We start from the raw sequence: 22798 nt of genomic DNA, 5'->3' as shown, positions 1-22798 counted from the left end.
GGTCCCAGCCCGGGCCGGGTTGCACCCGACGCCGAGCGCTCGGTCGCCCCGAGATCCGGACCATTCCCGGACCACGATGCCAACCGCGAGCCCCACGACAGTCGTTTCCGCAGGTCAAACATGTCGCACTTCCTGTACCACCAGGAGACGAAGAACCTTCTCGTGTCATACTCCGCGAAAAAGCTCGGCTTCTTCTAGACACCAGAGAAGGGTGCCTGACCAGGTGTCATACCTGCCAGACACCCTTCGTGGCGCGCATCTACGTCGTGGAATGAAATGCGAGGCTACTGCCGATACATCCCACCGCTATCCCACCTCTGACCAGTTGTTCCGAGGCATTTCGGGCCAAGGTCCTCATGTGTCCAACACGCCATCCTCCGGCCCCGCCACCCATCGCCGCATCGACTCCTCAATCAAGTTGTTGGCATGCTTCCGTGCCTCGGCAAGGAACTTGGCGTAGTAGCGGAAGAGAACCTGGATGCTCTGTCCGGCCCGCCGCGCACACTCCGCGGGGTCGACACCCGAGGCAAGCCAGAACGAGATTGCCTGGGCGCGCCGCCGAAACGGCCCGTACGCGTCGACTCCGGACTCGGTCCTATCGACACGCAGGTCGCCGCCACCGTGCAGATGGCCGCCCAAGCGCTGCAGGGCGCGCTGGGGTTCAGGTCGAGGCTGTGAGCATTCCGGCACGCAAGCGGGACAACCCCCTTGATCTCTTCTACCGGCAGCACGTCATGGAGTTGAAGCCGGCCTTCCGCGAGGTCACCGCCGGTCACGAGGACCAGGCTCCAGACCGGCAGAACTCCGGCGCCCTCGCGCGCATCCTCGCCCTCCCCGCGCCAACCATGCCGCTATAGCCATAGCGCGACGGCCCCGCCCCTCTGATCAAATCGCGGACGGGCGGCCCCGACACTGAACCCCGCCCGCACCCCGGCCAGCGCCGGCCCCGGGTACGGGCGGGAGTTCAGCGGTTGCGGGGCGAGTACGTCCGCGGCCGCGGCGGGGGCGGCGCGGGGCAGCGGCCCTTGTGGAGGTAGAGCGTGCGGCCTGTGCCGGACGCGCCGGGCATGTCGCGGGTCCCCGTCTCGGCCGGAGTCATCGGGCGGTTGCAGTGGTCGCAGATCATCGGACCTCCCCCGCGCGCCGCTTCGCCGCCCGGTAGACCCGGCGCAGCTCAGTGGCGCCCGCGCAGTCCATGCCTCCCGTGCGGCACTCGGCGCACGCCTGGGTGTGGCGGATGAACCCGCTGTATGCGGTCTGGACGGTGGCGTCTTCGGCCCTGTGCTCGGCCGCCATTGGGCCGGTGTTCTCAGGCACGTCATCAGCTCCCCCACTGCTGGTCTCCACACTGCCGGGCCGTGTCATCGGCTGCGGAGGTCTTCGCGTAAGTTCAGCATAGCCTGAGCATGCTACGGCGTGCTAGGTATGCCATGTCTCGCGTGATGCGCTATGCCCTGCCTAGCTTGGCCAGGTGATCGAATTTGTTCCTGACCAGCCACGGTGGCGCCAGGTCGCCGAAGTAATTCGGCAACGGATCGTGGACGGCACCTACGCGCCGCGCACCCGCGTGCCGTCGGTGCTCCAACTCCAGGCCGAGTTCGGGATCGCCGCAGCAACCGGGCAGAAGGTGCACCGGGCGCTGCGCGAGGATGGACTCATCTACACGGAACCCGGGCTCGGGTCGTTCGTCGCACGCCCTCTGCCGTCGGGTGGCGACGCCCCCCACGGGTGACTTCACGTCACGGCGGTCGGCAGCGCGAAGAATGCGGCGACAGTTACACCCAGGCGTAACTGTCACTGCCCGTCATGCCGCACGTTCGTGACGATGCGCAGCTGAACGGTCCGGGCGGCGGGGCCTGACATTGAGGCGTGCCAGATCTGCACCCCGCCGGCTGTCCTGGCTGAGGGCCGCCGGGTGCGGGATTTTCTTGCCTCCCACGCCCGTCGAGGAGAAGGCGGTCGGCATGGCGGGGAACCGGGCAGTGCAAGCCCATAGGGGGCGCTGCCTGCAGAACTCGTCTTGGGGGCGCTGTTCGGCGGGACCTCGGGACCTGCCACCGGGCCGCCACGCGATCGGGGACGGAGACCCAGGGCCATCCGGACCACCCGCCACATCGGTCGGCCCGGACGGCCTCGCGTGGGACGCGGCCAGGGGCTCACCCAGCCGCCGACGGCCCTCTGCTCACACCCCGCGGAACCCACTTCGGAGTCGTCACCCAGGGCTGCCGTTGCTTTGTAAGTACGTGGTCCGTGGGCCGGCACACCGTGAGCGGTTCGTGTCGTTCCAGCCGCCTGTGGGCAGAATCGGTGCCGCCACGACGATCGCTGTCGCGTTCTGACCTGCGGGCCGCTGAGGGCCGATCTCGTCGCCGTCGGCCAGGCCCTCGATGGTGGTGACTTCGGCGCCCTCCAGCCGAACCGTGAGCGTCAGGCGGGAGTTGACCCGGCGGCCGTCGACAAGGACCGTACACGCCCCGCAGGCACCGGCGTTGCAGCCCTTCTTGGAGCCGGTGAGGCCCAGGTGTTCACGCAGGAGGTCGAGCAACGAGGTCCGGTTGTCGACCGTGACCGTGTGGCGTCTGCCGTTGACCGTCAACGTCACACGGCTGCCGGCCGGCATCTCCGCCGCGACAGCCTCCTCAGCGCCCAACCGCGACGGCCCCACGAACAGACCGCCCGCCACCACGGCACCGCCGACGGCGCTGGAAGACGCCATGAACGTGCGGCGGGACGGACTCGGCACATCCGGGACGGGACCGGAATCTTCTGGCTCGGTGACTTCGCTGGACATGCCCACTCTCTCTCAGCACGGGGAATGAGGGGTCTTGCTCAACACGCTGTACGGGCTCGGCCCAGGCGTTCCGCTCCTGTGGATCTTGGCTACCGGTCCAGAGTGAGGGCCGCATCCGGCATGTGGCAGACCGTGGTGTGCCCGGGAATGGGAAGCCGGGGAACAGGGAGCGGGGGCATGGCAGGGCCCCCTTGGCGTCTGGCCATCAAGGTCAAGGGAGTGCAAAGCTGATGAGCCGGATGCACGCTCACCGGGGGCGATGACGCAACGGCGCCGGCGCGCGGCCACAGCGGCCGCCGATCTGGATGTGACAGGACGATCCCACAGGAAGCAGCAGCTGTGAACGACGCGAGCCCCCCGTACGGCTGGAGCAAGTGGTCGAGCACCGCCGGGGACTTCCGCAACCTGACGCCGCTGATGCTGATGGACGCGCCGAGGCGAGCCGGAACCGCGGGGCCCAGCACCGGATCGCGGACCGTCCTGGACGCCACCCGGCTGCTGCGCCCGATCCGAGGCGTTGATCTAACGCCTCAAGCCACACCTTTTTGCGCCGGTCACCATTCCTGACAGTAGGTGAAGATGACGGGGTTGCAGTAGGTGTTCTCTTCGACCTCTGCGGCCGACGCTGTCCCTGTGCCCATGAGCACCATTACGGCAGCCGTGCCGGCCAGCACAGTTCCGGCCGCTATCCGCTTCATGCGCTTGAGAATCAAGGCACTTTCTCCTAAGGGAAGTTGAAACTAATTGACGGGTAAAGTACCACACATATGAGCAGGTGCTCGCAAATTCCGGTGCTGGCAAGTCAAGCTCGCACCCGTTCGGGGCATCGCCCGAGCACAGTTGGCACAAGGAGCACCCACATGACTCCCGAGGACAGGACGCACAAGCCGCTGAGACCGACGGCACGTGGCACGTTCCAGAAGGTCGGCATGGTTGCCTCGCTCGCGCTGGTCATGGCGGCTGCGGTCAGCCCCGCCTCGGCGGCGGCAGGGAGTGTGACGGACCGCGCGGCCGTGTCGTGCGACGGCCAGCGCCAGTTGTCATCGCACGGCGACGAGCACGACAAGGACGAGTGCAGGCGCGAGCCGGGCCCGAAGGGCGACACGGGTGCACCAGGGCCGTGCTCGGACATCGATACCTACTCCCGAACCGACGCCCAAGGATTCACCGATCCGGCGTTCCGGAGAGGCGGCCCGCAGCGCGCCCCCTTCCACGAGAGCCAACTCGTCTGAGAACAGCGCCCGGCGTCATTCTCAAACCACCTGGCAACCTCACAGGTCAGCGCCCCACCGGCTGCCAACTCGAATCGGACGGGACAGCAGGTCGCGCCTGTACCTCGTTCGCGTTGAACGCCGACACCTGGAAGGCTAAGCGGCCGCGGCGGGAACAGCCGGTCCGGCCGGCACGGTTGCATCGACCGAGGGACCGGCGCCGCACGGGCGGGGAACACGGAGACCACAAGGTCGTCCGCCCCACCAGGATCCGGGCCCCAGGGTCGCGGTACGCCCGCCGCGCACTCGGACCAAGACGTATTTCTGCAGGAGGACTTTTTCATGACTGACCGGCCCTTGACGCTCATGGCAGTACACGCCCACCCCGACGACGAGGCCACCGGAACCGGAGGGGTCCTCGCGCGGTACGCGGCGGAAGGCGTCCGCACGGTTCTCGTGACGTGTACCGACGGCGGTTGCGGTGACGGACCGGGGGGTGTCAAGCCGGGCGATCCCGGGCACGATCCGGCGGCGGTCGCCTTGATGCGCCGTCAAGAACTTGAGGCGAGCTGTGACGTCCTGAAGGTCAGCGATCTGGAGATGCTGGACTATGCCGACTCCGGGATGGCTGGCTGGCCGAGCAACGACGCCCCCGGATCCTTCTGGCAGACCCCCGTGCAGGAAGGCGCGGCCCGGCTCGCGGAACTCATGCGGCACTACCGACCTGATGTGGTCGTCACCTACGACGAGAACGGCTTCTACGGCCACCCCGACCACATCCAGGCCCACCGCATCACGATGGCGGCGCTGGAGATGACCGCGCTGACACCGAAGGTGTACTGGACCACGATGCCCCGCTCGATGATGGAGCGGTTCGGCGAGATCATGCGCGAGTTTCATGAGGACATGCCGGAGCCGGATCCTGCCGAGGCCGCCGCGATGGCCGAGATCGGCCTCCCCGACGATGAGATCACCACGTGGGTGGACACCACCGCGTTCAGCGGTCAGAAGTTCGACGCGCTGGCCGCGCACGCCAGTCAGGGCGAGAACATCTTCTTCCTCAAGATGGGCAACGAGAGGTTCGGCGAGTTGATGGGCATGGAGACCTTCGTACGTGTCCAGGACGCCACCGGCGCGGTCATACCCGAGACCGATCTCTTCGCCGGACTACGCTGATCCACCCGCCCGACCGGCCGGGAAAGCGCATCGACCGCACGGCGCGATCGAGCGGGTCACACACCCGGAGGCTTGTCCACGCGAGTTCCGCTCCGGCAGTCCGCGTCCAGGCCCTCGCCGACGGCGTCGACGCGTGCCCGCACTTCCGACCCGCCACCGCGCTCGTCCCCAAACCACCTGACAACCGCACAGGTGGGAGACCTGCGCGCTGCTGACTCGGAAGGTGCGCGACAGCCCAGGTCACAAGCCCGGCGGTCCGCTCCGATCAAGACAGACCGCCGAGGAAGCGACACGAAGCTGAGGCTCCGATGTCCGACACGCCGTGAGGCAACGAAAGAAGAAGAAGCAGGTCACGAGAGCGGTCTCCGACACCAACCGCGAGACCCTACAACAATGAAGCCAGTCGCCCTGTCATCCAATCGAGGCGTTTGACACCGAACCTAGGCGTCCACGCCCTCGCGCCGCCCCGACCGGCCGGTACCACCGATGGCCGGTACCGCCGCGATCGGGGCGGTCGTGCATCTACCGGCTACCGCCATCGAGGAGGGCCGGGACCTGTCCTCGATGAGCGGCATCCTGACCGACACCGCCTACCGTCTGCTGCTGGCCTGACGGCGGGGGTGGTCGGCGGCTAGCTCAGATGCCGGGTGAAGAACTGGGCCGCGGCGTCCCCCGCGAACTGCGGGACGCCGGTGTGCCCGCCCAGATTGGCGTGCAGCGTCTTCTCCTTGGCACCGAAGGCGTCGAACAGGTCCAGGGCCTGCTGCCGGTCGTTCCCTTCGTCGTCCCACTGCAGCAGGACGTGCAGCGGAATGGTGACCTGCCGGGCCTCCTCGAACAGGGCGCGAGGCACGAAACTCCCGGCGAACAGAACGGCGGCCGAGATGCGCGGCTCGACCACAGCCAGCCGGGTCCCGATGGCGATCACTCCCCCCGAGTACCCGACCGGGCCGCCGATCTCGGGCAGCGAAAGTAGGGCGTCCAGGGTGGTCTGCCATTCCGGGACCGCCTTTTCGACCAGCGGGAGGACGAGCCGGTCCACGATCTCGTCGTCGACCGGCTCGCCGGCCTCCAGTGCCCGGCGCAGGTCGGCGCGGGCCTGCTCGGCGGCGGCTGAACGGGGCCGGTCACCGCTTCCGGGGAGCTCGATGGTGGCCGCGGCGAAGCCATCCGCCGCGGCGTGCCGGGCCCGGGCCGCCAGTCGGGGGTACATCTTGTGCAGTCCGCCGGGGTGGCCGAGCAGGATCAGCGGCACCCGTGCGGATGCGGATCCAGGCATCCACAGGATCCCGGGGATCTCGCCGAGGGTGAATTCGCGTTCGAGGATGCCGTCGTCGAGGCGTTGTTCGGAAGTGAATTGCATGGTCGTGCCTTTCGGGAGTGCTCGTGAACGGCGCTCCCGGACGACCTATCGTCCGACCGTGACCCCGGAGGGGAGCACCCATGTCGATACTGTGTTCACGGGTACCACCTCCTCGTTCTCTTGCACGGCCTCCGGAAAAGTAGCAGTGGTCGCCGTGGTCCGCCAACGGGTTTTTGCGGAGGCTCCGTGGCCGGATGCCACGGAGCCACTCGCCCAAAGGCCAGTCCGGCTGGTCGCCTATCCGGCGAGGTTGAGGTTGTGCACGTGGGCGATGCCGAGCATGGCGTGGTGGACGCCATCGCCTTTGAGGCGGCAGTCGCGGAGGATCTTCCAGGTCTTCATGCGGGCGAAGACGTGCTCGACGCGGGCGCGGACCTGCTTGTGGGACTTGTTGTGGGCCTGTTTCCAGTCGGGGAGTTCTTCGCCTTTGCGCCGGCGGTGGGGCATCACGAGCACGGTGCCCGGATAGCCGCCGTCGGCGATCGTCATCGTCTTGCCGACGGCAGCCTTCGCGCCGGACTCCTGCCACGCCTTGCAGTCGTTGCGGTTGCCCGGCAGGGGTCGGCCGACCATCACGACGAGCCGGGTGTCGGCGTCGATGACGACCTGGTGGTTGGTGGAGTACCGGTAGTTCTTGGACTGTGCGGCGATGGTGTGGTCGCGGGTGGGCACCAGGGTGCCGTCCACGATGAGCACGGTGTCCTTGCGGAAGTGCTTGCGTGGCTGGAGCGCGAGTGATGGGCCGAGGTGGTCGATGACGCGGTCGGCCGCGGACTTCGAGATACCGAAGAGTGGAGCGAGTTGGCGCATCGTCAAGTTAGTTCGCCAGTAGGCCGACACGAGCAGCACCCGGTCCTCCAGCGGAAGGGACCACGGGCGGCCCTTGCGGACCGGATCTGCACCTTCGCGGCGCAGCACGGTCACCAGCTTCCCGAAGGAACGCGGGCTCAGCCCGGTGAACGGGGCTATCCAGACACCTCACGGCGCCAAGCCGTCAAGTCGGGACAGCGGGCACGAGCTCACTGTTCGATTCCAAGGGCCCTATCGGTGGTCATCAGAGAGCGTCCTTAATGTGGCCTCGGGCGAAGTCCCATGGAGCGGGTGCATTGGCGGCCGCGTACTCGTCTGCGATGCCGAAGACGCTCCCGCATCCAGAGCATTCGGCCCGGCCGAACAGGTGCGTCAGCCCCCAGGCGAGCCGTTGCTGGCCATCCCGTACGGCCGACTCGTGCAACATCCTCCCGGTGCCGGTCAGCTCGTCCGGGACGGCTGGCCGGAGCGGGACCTGGTGGACATCCCCCAGATTCCAGTCCCGGATCGAGGAGTAGCAGCCGTAGTCGCCGACCGCGATCGTCACCGGTGCGTCGCAGTGCGGACAAGCGACAGTGACGACAAAATCGGTGAAGTCGTCCAGGGCCTCGAACCACAAGGGCTGGCCGTCGAACGCGAGCATGGCCCGCAACCGGCTCAGGTAGATCTTCCCGGCCAGGCCAGACCGCAGCCGGGCGGCGGCCATGGCGCGAAGCTCGGCCAAGGTCGCCGCACAGCGTGCGACTTCTTCGTCGGCGCCGTGAGGTTGAAGGAGGCCACCCGCTATGGCTCCGGCCAGATCGAGCGCCCAGTCGCCGGCGCCCTCGGTCTTCGCGATGTCCGCCAGTCGCGGCAGTGCGGCGATGCTCGCCGGGGTGATCGTCCCCTGGTGGCACAAGCGCCCCCAAAGCCCGTCGATGGCCTCCTGGTCACGACCGATGGCTCGATCCAGCAGCCCGGGTATCGCGTCTGCCGGGCCGTAAGCGTCGTGGAGTGTGGACCAGTCGATCATCCGGTGATTCAAGCACGCTGCGGAGCGACCTCCTGGGGCGGTGAGTCGTGAGCGGGATCACCTACGCCACCGCCAGTGCTGGGGCCTGCGGCGCCGGGAACGCGGTGTGTTCATCGAACAGGCGGCGGTTCTTGAGGCAGTGGTGGAGCTGGCCCAGCATCCGGTTGAACAGATTGCGCTGGCCAGCGGCGTGCCAGTCTCCGTGGTCGTCACGTCGCCGCCGGTAGTGGGCTTTGGCACCGGACGAGGCAGTGATCGCTGAGAACGCCCAGAGGTAGCCGGCGTGGTTGAGCCGGTCGTTCTTCACCCATCGTCTGGTGATGCTGGACTTCTTGCCGGAGGCCCGGGTGACCGGTGAGGCGCCCGCGTAGGCCTTCAGGCCGCGGGCGTCCGCGAAGCGGGTGCGGTCGTCTCCGATTTCGGCCAGCACCCGGGCGGCAAGCTGGATACCGAGGCCGGGGAAGCTGAGGATAATTTCGGAGTCCGGGTGCTGCGGGAACGCCTCCTCGACGGCCTGGGCGAGGTCGGTGGCGGCGGTGCAGGCGGCCGTGAGTTGTCCGAGTAGGGCGAGCGTCTGCTTGCCGAGCGCGTCCTCGACAAGCTCGGGCTGACGGGCCCAGTCGGTGCGGAATGCCTCGCGCAGCCGCTCGACGTCCGACTCGATGCCGCGCTTGCGGCCCGCACGCTTGAGAGCCGCCGTAATCTGGGTGCGAGTCAGGCTCGCGGCCTTGGCCGGTGTCGGCGCGAGCTTCATCAGCTCGCGGGCCTCCGGTCGGCACAAGCCGTTGTCCCACTTGGCGAAGGCATCCAGAGCGGCGGGGTAGTACTCACGCAGCAGCGAGCGGAGCTGGTTGGCGACCTGCTGCCGGTTCCAGACCGCGTCCTGCTGAGCGCGGGCCAGTACGGCAATGGCGCGGGCCAGGTCGCTGTCGTTCGGCAGCGGCCGGTGAGCATGCATATCCGTGCGCAGGATGTTCGCCAGGACCAGGGCGTCGCCGGGGTCGGACTTCTTGCGGGAGACCGCGTGCCGATCGCGGTAGCGGGCGGCAGCCATCGGGTTGATCGCGAACACCTTCCGCTTGCCTGCCCGCAGCACCGCGACCAGCAGACCGCGGGAGGTCTCGATCGCGACCGGGATCGGGGTCTCCTCCGTATCGCCGTACTCGGCCAGCAGGTCCATCAGACTCCTGTAGCCGGCCGCGTCGTCAGTGATGTGTCGCTTCGCAAGTAGCTGGCCGGTGTCGTCGACCAAGGCAACGTCGTGTGTCCTCTCCGCCCAGTCGATGCCGCAGTAGATCAACTTTTCCTCCCCAGAGGTGCAATGTTTGCGCTGGTTGCGAGCGCATGCGGGCCACGCAGCGACCTAATTCCAGGACTCGACCATCCGGTCGGTCCGCCACCTCACTAGCCGTTCGTGGCACCAGCGCACCCCACGGGCCCCGGTCTCCTCGGGACCTCTGACGGCTCTGGACTATCAGGAGGTCACCGTGCGGCGGGCTCGCAGCACCAACACCAACGAGTGATCAAGCGGACAGTGTTGACGGTAGTGGCGACCTCGAAGACACCGAACGCCGCCGCTCTGGATAAAGGGATCGAGTGCCCAGACGGCTCCAGGCGTACGGTCGGTGCCCGCGAAGCTGCCACCACCTGCACTGTGGAAGGCCGGGACGAGAGAAGAGCATCGGTCCCCGGCGCTCGAACGGACTGGTGGCAACCCCCGGCTCCCTCAGCCCGTTACCAAGGAATTAGGAGGGCTCCGACGCCGTGATCACACCAGACGCCGCAAGATCATCTCCCCTGTGACCAGCAGTTGCGGGACAGCCCTTAAGCTCTCAACTCCGTTCGAGGGGAGACCCCATCCAAGGGCTTCCGGCCACCTTGCGATCGCACGCCCTGGACGACGCTCCTCATGGGGCAAACATTGCCGATCACGGCACTAGTAGACCGTCGCGGCTAATTTTTGGGATAGAGGTGGCGCAGTTTGATGCGTGCGTCGTGGGTGGTGAACTGCCAGTCGACCTGACGTTGGTCGGTGTTGGTGGCGTTCTGCCAGGCCGAGAGTTCGGTGTTGAGGTTGTCGAGGTCACCGATCCGGCGGTCGAGGCATTGCCGGGTCAGCGCGGAGAGTTCGATCTCGGCGATGTTGAGCCATGACCCGTGTTTGGGCGTGTGATGGATCTCGAGGCGCTGGGCCAGGGCGAATGCTTCTTCTGGTTCGAATGCCTCGTACAGTGAGGCGATGCCGTGGGTGTTGAGGTTGTCCATCACCAGCACCACGGATTCGACGTCGGGGTAATCCACGCTCAGCAGCTGCTTGACCTGGCCGGCCCAGTCGATCCGGGTCCGCTGGGACAGCGCCTGGACTCGACGCCACCCGCGAAGGGGTTCGACCCACACGAAGATCGAGCACGTGCCGCAGCGGATGTACTCGCTGTCCTGGCAGGCATCGCGACCAGGGCGGGCCGGGAGCGGGTCGCGGACATGGTCGAGGAGCTGGTAGGGCTTCTCGTCCATGCACACCACGGGACGTGCCGGATCGTAGGGCCGGGCATAGATGGCCAGCACGTCTTCCATCCGGGCCGCGAACTCCGCGTTCGCTCGCGGTGGGATGGTCCAGCACTTTCTCAGATGAGGACGCAGTTGCGTTTTTTAAGACCCGCCCGATGGTGGAGTGGTCCAGATCGGGGATGTCCTCGACCAGCGCGACGTGCTTCTCCAACAGCCGCAGCGACCACCGGGCATAGCCCTGGGGTGGCTGTGAGCACGCCATCGCGATCAGCCGGGCTTCGACCTCGCCGGTCACCGGCGAGGGCACCGGCGGGAGGTCGCGCTTCTTCCGCGCGATCGTGGCGTGAACATCGCCACCGGTCTCGGCGAAACGCTTGGCGACCAGCCGCAACGTCTCACCGGAGACACCGAGCCGGGCCGCGATCGCCTCCTTGGTGTCCACCTCACCCACCGAGCTGTCCAGTGCAAGCAGCACCCGCGCACGCATGATCATCGAGGCCCCACGAACACCCGTCGTGGTCACTCGGACCAGCTCCTCACGATCCTGCGCGGTCAACCTGACCGGCCGCTTCTTCTGCGAACCCACAACAACAGTCCTATCTGGCAAAGGGGAAGGAATCTGCCAGACACCAACCTCCCAGTCAGGTGCACCATAACTAAGCGGCGACACGCTACTAGTAGACCGTCGCGGCTAATTTTTGGGATAGAGGTGGCGCAGTTTGATGCGTGCGTCGTGGGTGGTGAACTGCCAGTCGACCTGACGTTGGTCGGTGTTGGTGGCGTTCTGCCAGGCCGAGAGTTCGGTGTTGAGGTTGTCGAGGTCACCGATCCGGCGGTCGAGGCATTGCCGGGTCAGCGCGGAGAGTTCGATCTCGGCGATGTTGAGCCATGACCCGTGTTTGGGCGTGTGATGGATCTCGAGGCGCTGGGCCAGGGCGAATGCTTCTTCTGGTTCGAATGCCTCGTACAGTGAGGCGATGCCGTGGGTGTTGAGGTTGTCCATCACCAGCACCACGGATTCGACGTCGGGGTAATCCACGCTCAGCAGCTGCTTGACCTGGCCGGCCCAGTCGATCCGGGTCCGCTGGGACAGCGCCTGGACTCGACGCCACCCGCGAAGGGGTTCGACCCACACGAAGATCGAGCACGTGCCGCAGCGGATGTACTCGCTGTCCTGGCAGGCATCGCGACCAGGGCGGGCCGGGAGCGGGTCGCGGACATGGTCGAGGAGCTGGTAGGGCTTCTCGTCCATGCACACCACGGGACGTGCCGGATCGTAGGGCCGGGCATAGATGGCCAGCACGTCTTCCATCCGGGCCGCGAACTCCGCGTTCGCTCGCGGTGGGATGGTCCAGCACTTTCTCAGATGAGGACGCAGTTGCGTTTTTTAAGACCCGCCCGATGGTGGAGTGGTCCAGATCGGGGATGTCCTCGACCAGCGCGACGTGCTTCTCCAACAGCCGCAGCGACCACCGGGCATAGCCCTGGGGTGGCTGTGAGCACGCCATCGCGATCAGCCGGGCTTCGACCTCGCCGGTCACCGGCGAGGGCACCGGCGGGAGGTCGCGCTTCTTCCGCGCGATCGTGGCGTGAACATCGCCACCGGTCTCGGCGAAACGCTTGGCGACCAGCCGCAACGTCTCACCGGAGACACCGAGCCGGGCCGCGATCGCCTCCTTGGTGTCCACCTCACCCACCGAGCTGTCCAGTGCAAGCAGCACCCGCGCACGCATGATCATCGAGGCCCCACGAACACCCGTCGTGGTCACTCGGACCAGCTCCTCACGATCCTGCGCGGTCAACCTGACCGGCCGCTTCTTCTGCGAACCCACAACAACAGTCCTATCTGGCAAAGGGGAAGGAATCTGCCAGACACCAACCTCCCAGTCAGGTGCACCATAACTAAGCGGCGACACGCTACTAGTAGACCGTCGCGGCTAATTTTTGGGATAGAGGTGGCGCAGTTTGATGCGTGCGTCGTGGGTGGTGAACTGCCAGTCGACCTGACGTTGGTCGGTGTTGGTGGCGTTCTGCCAGGCCGAGAGTTCGGTGTTGAGGTTGTCGAGGTCACCGATCCGGCGGTCGAGGCATTGCCGGGTCAGCGCGGAGAGTTCGATCTCGGCGATGTTGAGCCATGACCCGTGTTTGGGCGTGTGATGGATCTCGAGGCGCTGGGCCAGGGCGAATGCTTCTTCTGGTTCGAATGCCTCGTACAGTGAGGCGATGCCGTGGGTGTTGAGGTTGTCCATCACCAGCACCACGGATTCGACGTCGGGGTAATCCACGCTCAGCAGCTGCTTGACCTGGCCGGCCCAGTCGATCCGGGTCCGCTGGGACAGCGCCTGGACTCGACGCCACCCGCGAAGGGGTTCGACCCACACGAAGATCGAGCACGTGCCGCAGCGGATGTACTCGCTGTCCTGGCAGGCATCGCGACCAGGGCGGGCCGGGAGCGGGTCGCGGACATGGTCGAGGAGCTGGTAGGGCTTCTCGTCCATGCACACCACGGGACGTGCCGGATCGTAGGGCCGGGCATAGATGGCCAGCACGTCTTCCATCCGGGCCGCGAACTCCGCGTTCGCTCGCGGTGGGATGGTCCAGCACTTTCTCAGATGAGGACGCAGTTGCGTTTTTTAAGACCCGCCCGATGGTGGAGTGGTCCAGATCGGGGATGTCCTCGACCAGCGCGACGTGCTTCTCCAACAGCCGCAGCGACCACCGGGCATAGCCCTGGGGTGGCTGTGAGCACGCCATCGCGATCAGCCGGGCTTCGACCTCGCCGGTCACCGGCGAGGGCACCGGCGGGAGGTCGCGCTTCTTCCGCGCGATCGTGGCGTGAACATCGCCACCGGTCTCGGCGAAACGCTTGGCGACCAGCCGCAACGTCTCACCGGAGACACCGAGCCGGGCCGCGATCGCCTCCTTGGTGTCCACCTCACCCACCGAGCTGTCCAGTGCAAGCAGCACCCGCGCACGCATGATCATCGAGGCCCCACGAACACCCGTCGTGGTCACTCGGACCAGCTCCTCACGATCCTGCGCGGTCAACCTGACCGGCCGCTTCTTCTGCGAACCCACAACAACAGTCCTATCTGGCAAAGGGGAAGGAATCTGCCAGACACCAACCTCCCAGTCAGGTGCACCATAACTAAGCGGCGACACGCTACTAGTAGACCGTCGCGGCTAATTTTTGGGATAGAGGTGGCGCAGTTTGATGCGTGCGTCGTGGGTGGTGAACTGCCAGTCGACCTGACGTTGGTCGGTGTTGGCGGCGTTCTGCCAGGCCGAGAGTTCGGTGTTGAGGTTGTCGAGGTCACCGATCCGGCGGTCGAGGCATTGCCGGGTCAGCGCGGAGAGTTCGATCTCGGCGATGTTGAGCCATGACCCGTGTTTGGGCGTGTGATGGATCTCGAGGCGCTGGGCCAGGGCGAAGGCCTCTTCTGGTTCGAATGCCTCGTACAGTGAGGCGATGCCGTGGGTGTTGAGGTTGTCCATCACCAGCACCACGGATTCGACGTCGGGGTAATCCACGCTCAGCAGCTGCTTGACCTGGCCGGCCCAGTCGATCCGGGTCCGCTGGGACAGCGCCTGGACTCGACGCCACCCGCGAAGGGGTTCGACCCACACGAAGATCGAGCACGTGCCGCAGCGGATGTACTCGCTGTCCTGGCAGGCATCGCGACCAGGGCGGGCCGGGAGCGGGTCGCGGACATGGTCGAGGAGCTGGTAGGGCTTCTCGTCCATGCACACCACGGGACGTGCCGGATCGTAGGGCCGGGCATAGATGGCCAGCACGTCTTCCATCCGGGCCGCGAACTCCGCGTTCGCTCGCGGTGGGATGGTCCAGCACTTTCTCAGATGAGGACGCAGTTGCGTTTTTTAAGACCCGCCCGATGGTGGAGTGGTCCAGATCGGGGATGTCCTCGACCAGCGCGACGTGCTTCTCCAACAGCCGCAGCGACCACCGGGCATAGCCCTGGGGTGGCTGTGAGCACGCCATCGCGATCAGCCGGGCTTCGACCTCGCCGGTCACCGGCGAGGGCACCGGCGGGAGGTCGCGCTTCTTCCGCGCGATCGTGGCGTGAACATCGCCACCGGTCTCGGCGAAACGCTTGGCGACCAGCCGCAACGTCTCACCGGAGACACCGAGCCGGGCCGCGATCGCCTCCTTGGTGTCCACCTCACCCACCGAGCTGTCCAGTGCAAGCAGCACCCGCGCACGCATGATCATCGAGGCCCCACGAACACCCGTCGTGGTCACTCGGACCAGCTCCTCACGATCCTGCGCGGTCAACCTGACCGGCCGCTTCTTCTGCGAACCCACAACAACAGTCCTATCTGGCAAAGGGGAAGGAATCTGCCAGACACCAACCTCCCAGTCAGGTGCACCATAACTAAGCGGCGACACGCTACTAGTCAGCACCGGTGGCTTCCAGCCAACTTCGGTTGGTTCAGCGCCGATCGGTGTGCTCGGTACCGCGCACGGACGGCGTCGACGCCGAAGATTCCGGTCAACCCATTACCAACCGTTTACTGAGCAGATACCTTTCTCCTTGCCAGTGGCGGGGGGCGGAGCGATCCGGCCGCCCCTGCCTGCCCCGGAGTACTGCCGTACGTCGTTCGGGCTGTTTTCGACCATTACGCCCATTTCTCATGGACCGTCGGAAGGAAGCGTTTTGAACGCTCGGAACCGCCGCACCACGGTAGCCGCCGTATCCGTCGCAGGGCTCATAGCGCCGCTGCTGCTGATCGGATCGGGCACCGCCTCCGCCCACAGCGACCCTGCCAAGGAGGCTGCCAAGCTCGCAAAGAAGCTCGTCAAGAAGAGCAACGCCGAGGACGCCTACGAGCATCTGAAGCAGTTCCAGCGGATCGCTGACAAGAGCGGGAACACCCGGGTGGCCGGGTCAGAGGGGCACCGGAAGTCGGCCGAGTACGTCGAAGGCCTGTTGAGGAAAGCCGGGTACTCGGTGACCCGGAACGAGTTCGACTACCCGTTCACCGAGACGCTGGCGCAGAGCCTGCGGGTGGTGTCACCGCAGCAGCAGGACGTCCCGTTGATCGCCATGACGTACTCCGCCAGCAGCCCGGTCGGCGGCATCACCGCCCCGGTCGCGGTGGTGCCGGTCGACGCCACCACCGGCTGCGAGCCTGAGGACTACGCCCCCGGGACGTTCACCGGCAAGATCGCGCTGATCAAGCGCGGCGGCTGCACCTTTGCGCAGAAGCAGGAGACCGCAGCCGGTGCGGGCGCGGTCGGCGCGATCATCTACAACAACACCGAGGGCGCGCTCAACGGCACGCTGGGAGACCCGTCCGTCGCCAAGATCCCGGCCGGCGGCGTCACGCAGGCGGACGGCGAGGCGCTCGCGGCCAAGGCCGCCGCCGGCGCAGTGACCGTCAACCTGGAGATCCGCACCTTCGCGGAGACCCGGCACACCTACAACGTGATCGCCGAGACCAAGGGCGGCGACGCCGACAACGTGGTGATGTTCGGCGCCCACCTGGACTCGGTGGCGGCCGGCCCGGGCATCAATGACAACGGCTCCGGCTCCGCCGGCATTCTCGACGTGGCCCTGAACCTTGCCCACAAGAACGTCAAGAACAAGGTGCGCTTCGCCTGGTGGTCGGCTGAGGAGTTCGGCCTGCTGGGCTCGGAGGCGTACGTCAACAGCCTCTCGGCGGCCGACCTTGCGAAGGTCAAGCTGTACCTGAACTTCGACATGATCGCCTCGCCGAACTACGCCCAGTTCGTCTACGACGGCGACGACTCCGACCAGGTCGGTGCCGGCCCCGGCCCGGAGGGCTCGGCGCAGCTGGAGAGGCAGATCACCGACTACCTGGACAGCCGGGGCACCCCGCAAGAGGGCACCGACTTCACCGGCCGGTCGGACTACGGGCCGTTCATCGAGGTGGGCATCCCCTCGGGCGGCACCTTCACCGGCGCCGAGGGCATCAAGACGGCCGAGCAGGCGAAGGTGTACGGCGGTAAGGCCGGTGTCGCGTACGACGCCTGCTACCACGCCGCTTGCGACACCCTGAAGAACATCAACATGAAGGCGTTCGACGTCAACGTCGACGTCATCGCCAACGCGGTGGGCCAGTACGCCTGGGACACCAGTCTTCTGAGCAAGCCGGTGGCGCCGCAGAACACCAAGGGTTCGGCGGGCAGCGGCGGTGGCCTGCACGAGGGCCACGACCACGAGGTCACCGAGTAACTCCCGGTACACATGGGGGGGAGGGCCGGACTGTCCGGCCCTCCCCTTCGATGCTGCGGCGGGATGCGCGGTCGCTACGGTTCCTTGTGGAGGGAGACCCTGGCAGGTGGGCTTGGCCGGCATCGGGATGACCGCGCGGCTGACATGCCACGGCGCGCCATCAGTCGCGCGCCGACCGGGTCGTGGCGGTGGCCGCGGCACCGCCCACCGCTGCCTCGTGGTGCTGCGCCTCGCTCCACTTCAACGCCAACTCGCGCCGGGTGCTGCGGTCCTCCTCTGTGTGGCCGACCGTACGGACATGGTCGAGGAACAGGAGTGCCCCGTCACCCCAGTCGTCGAGCCAGTCATCCACATCCTCGCCGCAGATGATTCCGGGCTCGGCGGAGACCCCACGCCCGACCATCACAGACCAGACGACCGACCCCATCAGCGGCGAACTAGCCGACCTGGTCGAGAGCATGATTGGCAGAGGGCGCAACGGACGGCAGATCTGGACAGAGCTCATGGACCACCACGACTGCTTGATCACATACGGCTCCATCCGCCACTGCATCAGATACGCACGATCCCGGACGGCACCAGCACGAGCAGAGGCCAACAGATCAGCCTCCCCTTGACAGCCCGGGTTCAGGATCCGGGGGTTGGCCGACATCATTCTCGTGAACCGCACTGTGGACTGAGGTGTTCGCGTCGGCTTTTGCCCGGTGGGCTACGCTGTGCGGTCATGAATACCGGGACGGCATTGCGCCACACACGGATTGGTGACCCGGTGCTCTTCTGAGCGCCGTACGGGCCGGTGTGGGCCCGCTGTTCGATCGAGGATCTTGCGCTGCTGCGCGGGCTCCACCTCCGTCGTGTTGATCACAGCCTCGACACATCAACCACGACAGGAGAACTCATGCCCACCAAGACGCTGCAGATTCCCACCACGGATGGCCAGGCCGACGCCTTCGCCGCCTTCCCCGACCACGGCGAGCGGCGCCCAGGGGTGCTGATGTACGCGGACGGCTTCGGCATCCGGCCCGTGCTGCGGGAGATGGCCCGCGAACTGGCCGGGCACGGGTACTACGTACTCGTCCCCAACCTCTTCTACCGGCACGGCCCGGCACCGCTGATCGAACTTCCCGACCGCATCGGAGAAGAGGTCCGGCCCGCGCTCATGGCCCAGCTGATGCCGTTGATCGAGGCACACACCGCCGAACGCGTACTGCGTGACGCCGACGCCTACCTCAGGTTCCTCACCACCCAGCCCGAGGTCGCCGCCGGGCCGGTCGCGGTGACCGGCTACTGCATAGGCGGCCTCCTGGCGATGCGCACCGCCGCGGCCCACCCCTGCCAGGTGGCCGCCGTCGCCGCATTCCACGGTCCTGTGGGTGCGGACGGGCCCGACACCCTCGCCGAGATCACCGCCCAGGTCCACTTCGGCCACGCCGAAAGCGACCTGACGCCCGAGGCCCTGGGAGAGCTCAACCGGGCGCTGGACGCCGCGAAGATCAACTACACCTCCGAGATCTACCCCGACACCGTCCACGGGTTCACCATGTCCGACACCGACGCCTTCGACCCCGCCGGACTGCAGCGCCACTGGGACCGCCTGCTCCCCCTCCTCGACCGCACACTGGCCAACAGCTGAGGCTCCGGCTCGGGAACCAAACCTGAAGTACACGGCTGCGACCAGCAGACGGCTCGGCGGGCCACACCGATGTCGGCATGGCCGGCCCGCCCGGCCGCCGAACGCAGGATGGCCGACGAGCAGGCCGACTTCGTCTGGAAGCTTTCGGCCGGCGCGGCGGAATTACTCACCGTCGCCGCCGGGGCGTCCCCGGTGTCCCGTCTCAGATGATCTGGTCCCTGGTGATGCCTGTGACCTGCAGCGGCCAGAAGAACCGAGACGCTGTGACGCTGGAAATCTCAGTGGATCTGGACCCGGACGCACGGGTCGGGTGTGTCCCGCCCAGAACCCGGCAGCTCGACAGCACCCCGCGCCCGGCCCTGCGCCCGAAGTCGGAGAGCACCTGCAGGCGGGGCAGCGTGGTAGCGAACACCCAGACCGTGATGCCGTCGACCGCCGCGGTGCCAAATCCCCGAGGATGCCGGACACGCGCTGAAGTGGCAGCAGGACGAACGACGCCGGTCTGAGCAATCTGCCAAGTCGTCAGCAAGTCACAGATCGGCGCGCGACCTGAAGCCGGCGCTGCCCCACTTGCCACCAGGAGCTACCCACCGTTACACCTCCCGGACCACGCCCTACTGGGCACGCCGTCGACCCTTCGCCCGCTGCGGGTAGGGAAACAGCCGCGGGCTGCGCTTGGCCGCCACGTCTTCCACCCAGCCGAAGAGCAGCAGCGCCAGCACGATCAGCGGGACAGCAACCAGCAGGGGAAACCACTGGCTGGACAGCAGCCAGCGCAGGTGTGTGTAGCAGAAGTCGTTGTTCCACAGCGGGTCGATCAGCGGCTCCGTGAGCACCAGCGCGACGCAGTGCCAGAGGTAGACGGTGACCGCGCGGGAGTTCAGCAGGCTGACTACGCCGCTGAACCGCTCCAGTGGCCGAGGCCACTGCTCCCACGAGGGGCTGAGATGGAGCAGCAGCATGACGCAGCCGAAGGACCAGACGGCCTGTGCCAGCGGCGCCGCCTCCAGGTCCGGGCCGATCCGGGGGTCGTCGACCGGCGACTGTTGCAGCCACCAGAAACCGGCCGCAAGGACCAGCGGCGCGATCGAGGGCACGACGTACTGCGGGATCCGGCGCAGCACGCCCTCGTGGTGTGCCATGCCGAGCAGCCAGCAGGAACCGAAGGTGGTGAAGTCGGTGGCCGTCTCCATCAGCCGGCCGGACTGGTCGACCAGTCCGGAGTTGAGGACCGCCGACAGCACCAGCGGTACCGCCAGCGTCACCCAGGGGAGCCGGCGCATGGCCTTGAGCATGAGCGGCGAGAGAAGGACGTACCAGAGGTAGGCCCGCAGGTACCACAGCGGGACGACGATCTGTTCGGCCCAACTGGACGGCAGATGGCCGCCGAAGCCGTGCACGGTGTCGGCGAAGGGCGGGGTGCTCAGCGGGAGCACCCAGAAGGCGAGCTCGCCCCACCACCAGCGGGGATGGCCCTCGGAGTTCGGGCCCCACCCGTCGATGATCATCGCGGTCAGCACGATCGCGCCGAACATCCACATCGGTGGCAGCAGGCGGCGCAACCGCCCGCGGATGACGCCCAACGCGGGACGGCTCAGGGACCGAGCCATGAGCGAGCCCGCCAGCGCGAACATCACGCCCATGGACGGGAAGAGCAGCGGCAGCCAGGTCCAGCCGAAATTGTGGTAGATCACCACCCGGATCAGAGCCAGGGCCCGTAGCAGGTCGAGGTAGCGGTCGCGGCTGCCGCGTGGGCGGGGCGCTGCGGGAGCGTGCTCGGTCCCGTGCTCGCGGACGTCCGACGGAAGGCTCTGTGCGGGTATCGGAGGTAGGAGGACGACCCGCAGGGGGACGGTCGCAGTGGGGTCGGCCGCCGCGACCGCACCCGGTTCGACGGTGCTCATGACGGTATCGCCCCCGTGGTGACGTCCAACCCGACCTCGCCGGTGCGCCGCAGCTTCTGCCAGCGCAGTCGGCCTCCGGTCAGCGCGGTGATCCAGGACTGCAGCAGCACCATGTACATCAGCACCCGGTAGACCACTTGTTGGACCGGCAGTGTGACCAGGTGCCAGGCTTTCTCCCGGTCCAGGCGGAAGGACCACCACGCGCAGAACGCCTGCAGGGCCAGCACGGCGAACCAGGCGCCGAGGCTCTTGTACGGGTTGACGAAGAACACGCCGTAGACCATGGCGATGTCGATGGCCGGTGCGAGCAGCGGGGTGAGCACCATGAACAGCGCCACGAACGGCAGCCCGACCCGCCCGAAGCGCCCGCCGGGCCCGCGCTCCAGGACCGCGTGCCGGTGCTTCCACATCGCCTGCATGGTGCCGTAGCTCCACCGGTATCGCTGGGACCAAAGCTGGCTCATGCTGCCCGGCGCTTCCGTCCACGCGCGGGCGTTCTCGGCGTAGACGATCTTCCATCCGGCCCGGTGCAGGGCCATGGTCACGTCGGTGTCCTCGGCGAGGGTGTCGTCGCTCATGCCGCCCACTTGCTGCAGCGCCTGGCGGCGGAAGGCACCGACCGCGCCGGGGATCGTCGGCATGCAGTCCAGCACGTCGTACATGCGCCGGTCGAGGTTGAAGCCCATCACGTACTCGATGTGCTGCCAGGCACCGATCAGGGTGTCCCGGTTGCCGACCTTGGCGTTGCCCGCCACCGCGCCGATCCGCGGATCGGCGAAGGGCTGCACCAACTCGCGGACAGTCGCCGGCTCGAAGACGGTGTCGCCGTCCATCATCACGATCAGGTCGTGCGAGGCGGCTGCCACCCCGGTGTTGAGTGCGGTCGGCTTACCGCTGTTCGGCTGGCGGATCAGCCGGACCATCGGCAGGTCCATGTCTTGCACCAACGCCGCGGTGCCGTCGGTGGACCCGTCGTCCACCACGATCACCTCGACCGGGTGGTCGCTTCTGGCCAGCGAGAGCAGGGTGTTGGTGATGCACTCCTGCTCGTTGTACGCGGGGACGACCACGGTGATCGGCTCGGTGATCGGCTCGCCCCAGGAGAAGCCCGGTTTTCGGGTGCGGCGTACGTGCACCAGCGACAGGACCAGCATCAGCGCGAACCGGGCGAAGACGAGGACGCCGACCACTGCGAGCAGCACCACCAGCCACGGCATCAGCCCCACGGAGAAGGCGGTGCACCACACGAACGCCTTGCCGGCCCAGAGCGTGTAGCCGCTGACCCGGGTGTTCGCGGAGCCGGTTCCCAGCGCCTCGCCGATGGTCTTGAAGGTGTATCCCTCGGACTTGAGCTTCTGGATGATCATCGGCAGTGCGGCCAGGGTCTGCGTCCGGTTTCCGCCCGCATCGTGCAGCAGGATCATCTCGCCCTGGCCGGCGAGGTCCGGCATCGCGGCTTGGACGATGGCGTTGACGCCTGGGCGCTTCCAGTCGTCGGTGTCCTTGTCGATGAAGGCCGCGAGGTATCCGTCCGACCCCACCTCCTTGGTCACCGGCCACGACCAGTCGTCGAGGGCGTCGACGGTGGAGGAGTACGGCGGCCGGAACAGGCTGGTATGGATGCCTGCCACGCCGGCCAGCGCCAGTTGTGTCTCACCCAGTTCCCAGGTGAGCCGGGTGCTGTTGTGCAGTGCCAGGTCAGGGTGGGTGAAGGTGTGCAGACCGATCTCATGACCATCGGCGACGATCTCGCGGATCAGCGCCGGGTTGCGCGTGGCCATCGAGCCGGTGACGAAGAAGTCGGCCCGAACGTGCTGCTCCGCAAGCACTTTGAGGACCTTGGGCGTCCACTGGGCCGACGGGCCGTCGTCGAAGCTCAGCACCACGGTCTTGTCGGGGATGGTGTAGCTGACCGGGTCGTCTGTCCTGGCCCCGCGGGTGTCAACGACGGGACCGCCCTCCAGCACGCTGCGTGGCACCGTGCCCTTGTCCACCGACACCCCGATGCGATCGTCGTGGAAGACTTCGTTGTTGGCCATGCCCCGCAGCACCATCAGTGCCAGCAGGGTCACCAGCACGGTCAGCGGCAGGAAGAAGCGCAGGGGCGGCGCCGCGAGCCTGCGCGGACGCAGGACGGACTGCCGTGGGCGTTGGTGGCGGGACATGGGTTCC

The 22798-nt window shown here is 67.1% G+C and carries 23 protein-coding genes and 4 pseudogenes; 7 read left to right on the top strand and 20 right to left on the bottom strand.

The annotated features are described in order from the left end of the window. Positions 1-354: 354 nt before the first annotated feature. Positions 355-639 carry a hypothetical protein gene (locus tag OHA03_RS40480; RefSeq protein WP_267008961.1) on the bottom strand — a complete coding sequence of 95 codons (285 nt, stop codon included), beginning with the start codon at positions 637-639 and terminating at the stop codon, positions 355-357. A gap of 35 nt (positions 640-674) precedes the next feature. Here OHA03_RS40480 and OHA03_RS40475 point away from each other — a divergent pair, with 35 nt between their 5' ends. Beyond that, a complete protein-coding gene (locus tag OHA03_RS40475) occupies positions 675-857 on the top strand; it encodes a hypothetical protein (protein WP_267008960.1) in 183 nt (60 codons plus the stop codon). A gap of 107 nt (positions 858-964) precedes the next feature. Here OHA03_RS40475 and OHA03_RS40470 read toward each other — a convergent pair whose 3' ends face one another. Together OHA03_RS40470 and OHA03_RS40465 are read right to left on the bottom strand one after the other, a co-directional pair. Further along, positions 965-1126: a hypothetical protein gene (locus OHA03_RS40470; RefSeq protein WP_267008959.1), complete on the bottom strand. Its 162-nt coding sequence runs from the start codon at positions 1124-1126 to the stop codon at positions 965-967. Continuing rightward, entirely contained in the window at positions 1123-1317 is a 195-nt protein-coding gene (locus OHA03_RS40465; RefSeq protein WP_267008958.1) for a hypothetical protein, read from the bottom strand. The genes OHA03_RS40470 and OHA03_RS40465 overlap by 4 nt, the downstream gene beginning before the upstream one ends. Before the next feature lie 154 nt (positions 1318-1471). Between OHA03_RS40465 and OHA03_RS40460 the strand changes: the two genes are divergently transcribed. Next, positions 1472-1732: a GntR family transcriptional regulator gene (locus OHA03_RS40460; RefSeq protein ID WP_267008957.1), complete on the top strand. Its 261-nt coding sequence runs from the start codon at positions 1472-1474 to the stop codon at positions 1730-1732. 480 nt (positions 1733-2212) lie between these two features. Here OHA03_RS40460 and OHA03_RS40455 read toward each other — a convergent pair whose 3' ends face one another. Together OHA03_RS40455 and OHA03_RS40450 are read right to left on the bottom strand one after the other, a co-directional pair. Then, positions 2213-2791: a (2Fe-2S)-binding protein gene (locus OHA03_RS40455; protein WP_267008956.1), complete on the bottom strand. Its 579-nt coding sequence runs from the start codon at positions 2789-2791 to the stop codon at positions 2213-2215. Between the two features lie 554 nt (positions 2792-3345). Beyond that, positions 3346-3504 (bottom strand): hypothetical protein, encoded by a 159-nt coding sequence (locus OHA03_RS40450; RefSeq protein ID WP_267008955.1) that lies wholly within the window; start codon positions 3502-3504, stop codon positions 3346-3348. A gap of 147 nt (positions 3505-3651) precedes the next feature. Here OHA03_RS40450 and OHA03_RS40445 point away from each other — a divergent pair, with 147 nt between their 5' ends. From OHA03_RS40445 to OHA03_RS40435, 3 genes are all read left to right on the top strand, one after another. Continuing rightward, positions 3652-4023: a hypothetical protein gene (locus OHA03_RS40445; RefSeq protein ID WP_267008954.1), complete on the top strand. Its 372-nt coding sequence runs from the start codon at positions 3652-3654 to the stop codon at positions 4021-4023. 321 nt (positions 4024-4344) lie between these two features. Beyond that, positions 4345-5178: a PIG-L family deacetylase gene (locus tag OHA03_RS40440; RefSeq protein WP_267008953.1), complete on the top strand. Its 834-nt coding sequence runs from the start codon at positions 4345-4347 to the stop codon at positions 5176-5178. Between the two features lie 486 nt (positions 5179-5664). Further along, positions 5665-5790 carry a hypothetical protein gene (locus OHA03_RS40435; RefSeq protein ID WP_267008952.1) on the top strand — a complete coding sequence of 42 codons (126 nt, stop codon included), beginning with the start codon at positions 5665-5667 and terminating at the stop codon, positions 5788-5790. 19 nt (positions 5791-5809) lie between these two features. On the opposite strand, the gene OHA03_RS40430 is transcribed toward OHA03_RS40435, so the two are convergent. The 12 genes and pseudogenes from OHA03_RS40430 to OHA03_RS48135 all read right to left on the bottom strand — a co-directional run. Further along, positions 5810-6541, bottom strand: coding sequence for an alpha/beta hydrolase (locus tag OHA03_RS40430; RefSeq protein WP_267008951.1), 732 nt, complete (start codon positions 6539-6541; stop codon positions 5810-5812). Positions 6542-6778: 237 nt separating this feature from the next. Further along, complete coding sequence (locus tag OHA03_RS40425; RefSeq protein ID WP_267009647.1) at positions 6779-7510, bottom strand: transposase; 732 nt, start codon at positions 7508-7510, stop codon at positions 6779-6781. Positions 7511-7595: 85 nt separating this feature from the next. Next, on the bottom strand, positions 7596-8363 hold the full coding sequence (locus OHA03_RS40420) for a hypothetical protein (protein WP_267008950.1): 768 nt from the start codon (positions 8361-8363) through the stop codon (positions 7596-7598). Positions 8364-8424: 61 nt separating this feature from the next. Beyond that, entirely contained in the window at positions 8425-9663 is a 1239-nt protein-coding gene (locus OHA03_RS40415) for an IS110 family transposase (protein WP_267008949.1), read from the bottom strand. Positions 9664-10316: 653 nt separating this feature from the next. Next, positions 10317-10973, bottom strand: coding sequence for an IS630 family transposase (locus tag OHA03_RS40410; protein WP_267009646.1), 657 nt, complete (start codon positions 10971-10973; stop codon positions 10317-10319). Positions 10974-11073: 100 nt separating this feature from the next. After that, positions 11074-11358, bottom strand: a pseudogene (locus OHA03_RS48150) (helix-turn-helix domain-containing protein); the annotation flags it as partial. Between the two features lie 204 nt (positions 11359-11562). Next, the gene (locus OHA03_RS40405; protein WP_267009646.1) at positions 11563-12219 is read right to left on the bottom strand and encodes an IS630 family transposase; all 657 of its coding nucleotides are present in this window, start codon (positions 12217-12219) and stop codon (positions 11563-11565) included. Positions 12220-12319: 100 nt separating this feature from the next. Then, positions 12320-12604, bottom strand: a pseudogene (locus OHA03_RS48145) (helix-turn-helix domain-containing protein); the annotation flags it as partial. Positions 12605-12808: 204 nt separating this feature from the next. Next, complete coding sequence (locus OHA03_RS40400; RefSeq protein ID WP_267009646.1) at positions 12809-13465, bottom strand: IS630 family transposase; 657 nt, start codon at positions 13463-13465, stop codon at positions 12809-12811. 100 nt (positions 13466-13565) lie between these two features. Then, positions 13566-13850 (bottom strand): annotated as a pseudogene (locus OHA03_RS48140) (helix-turn-helix domain-containing protein); the annotation flags it as partial. A 204-nt stretch (positions 13851-14054) separates the two neighbouring features. Continuing rightward, a complete protein-coding gene (locus tag OHA03_RS40395) occupies positions 14055-14711 on the bottom strand; it encodes an IS630 family transposase (RefSeq protein ID WP_267009645.1) in 657 nt (218 codons plus the stop codon). A gap of 100 nt (positions 14712-14811) precedes the next feature. Then, positions 14812-15096: pseudogene (locus OHA03_RS48135) on the bottom strand (helix-turn-helix domain-containing protein); the annotation flags it as partial. A gap of 451 nt (positions 15097-15547) precedes the next feature. On the opposite strand from OHA03_RS48135, the gene OHA03_RS40390 reads away from it, so the two are divergent. Then, positions 15548-17089 (top strand): M28 family metallopeptidase, encoded by a 1542-nt coding sequence (locus OHA03_RS40390; RefSeq protein ID WP_267008948.1) that lies wholly within the window; start codon positions 15548-15550, stop codon positions 17087-17089. Between the two features lie 160 nt (positions 17090-17249). Here OHA03_RS40390 and OHA03_RS40385 read toward each other — a convergent pair whose 3' ends face one another. Further along, positions 17250-17549 carry a hypothetical protein gene (locus OHA03_RS40385; protein WP_267008947.1) on the bottom strand — a complete coding sequence of 100 codons (300 nt, stop codon included), beginning with the start codon at positions 17547-17549 and terminating at the stop codon, positions 17250-17252. Between the two features lie 438 nt (positions 17550-17987). On the opposite strand from OHA03_RS40385, the gene OHA03_RS40380 reads away from it, so the two are divergent. Next, a complete protein-coding gene (locus OHA03_RS40380) occupies positions 17988-18722 on the top strand; it encodes a dienelactone hydrolase family protein (RefSeq protein WP_267008946.1) in 735 nt (244 codons plus the stop codon). Between the two features lie 614 nt (positions 18723-19336). On the opposite strand, the gene OHA03_RS40375 is transcribed toward OHA03_RS40380, so the two are convergent. Continuing rightward, the gene (locus tag OHA03_RS40375) at positions 19337-20626 is read right to left on the bottom strand and encodes an acyltransferase (RefSeq protein WP_267008945.1); all 1290 of its coding nucleotides are present in this window, start codon (positions 20624-20626) and stop codon (positions 19337-19339) included. Then, positions 20623-22791, bottom strand: coding sequence for a bifunctional polysaccharide deacetylase/glycosyltransferase family 2 protein (locus OHA03_RS40370; protein ID WP_267008944.1), 2169 nt, complete (start codon positions 22789-22791; stop codon positions 20623-20625). The genes OHA03_RS40375 and OHA03_RS40370 overlap by 4 nt, the downstream gene beginning before the upstream one ends. Positions 22792-22798: the final 7 nt, after the last annotated feature.

Origin of the sequence: Streptomyces sp. NBC_00154, from assembly GCF_026342835.1 — a bacterium.
Classification (GTDB): domain Bacteria; phylum Actinomycetota; class Actinomycetes; order Streptomycetales; family Streptomycetaceae; genus Streptomyces.
The sequence above is the reverse complement of the archived record's forward strand: the minus strand, read 5'-3'. Positions and strand labels throughout refer to the sequence as shown.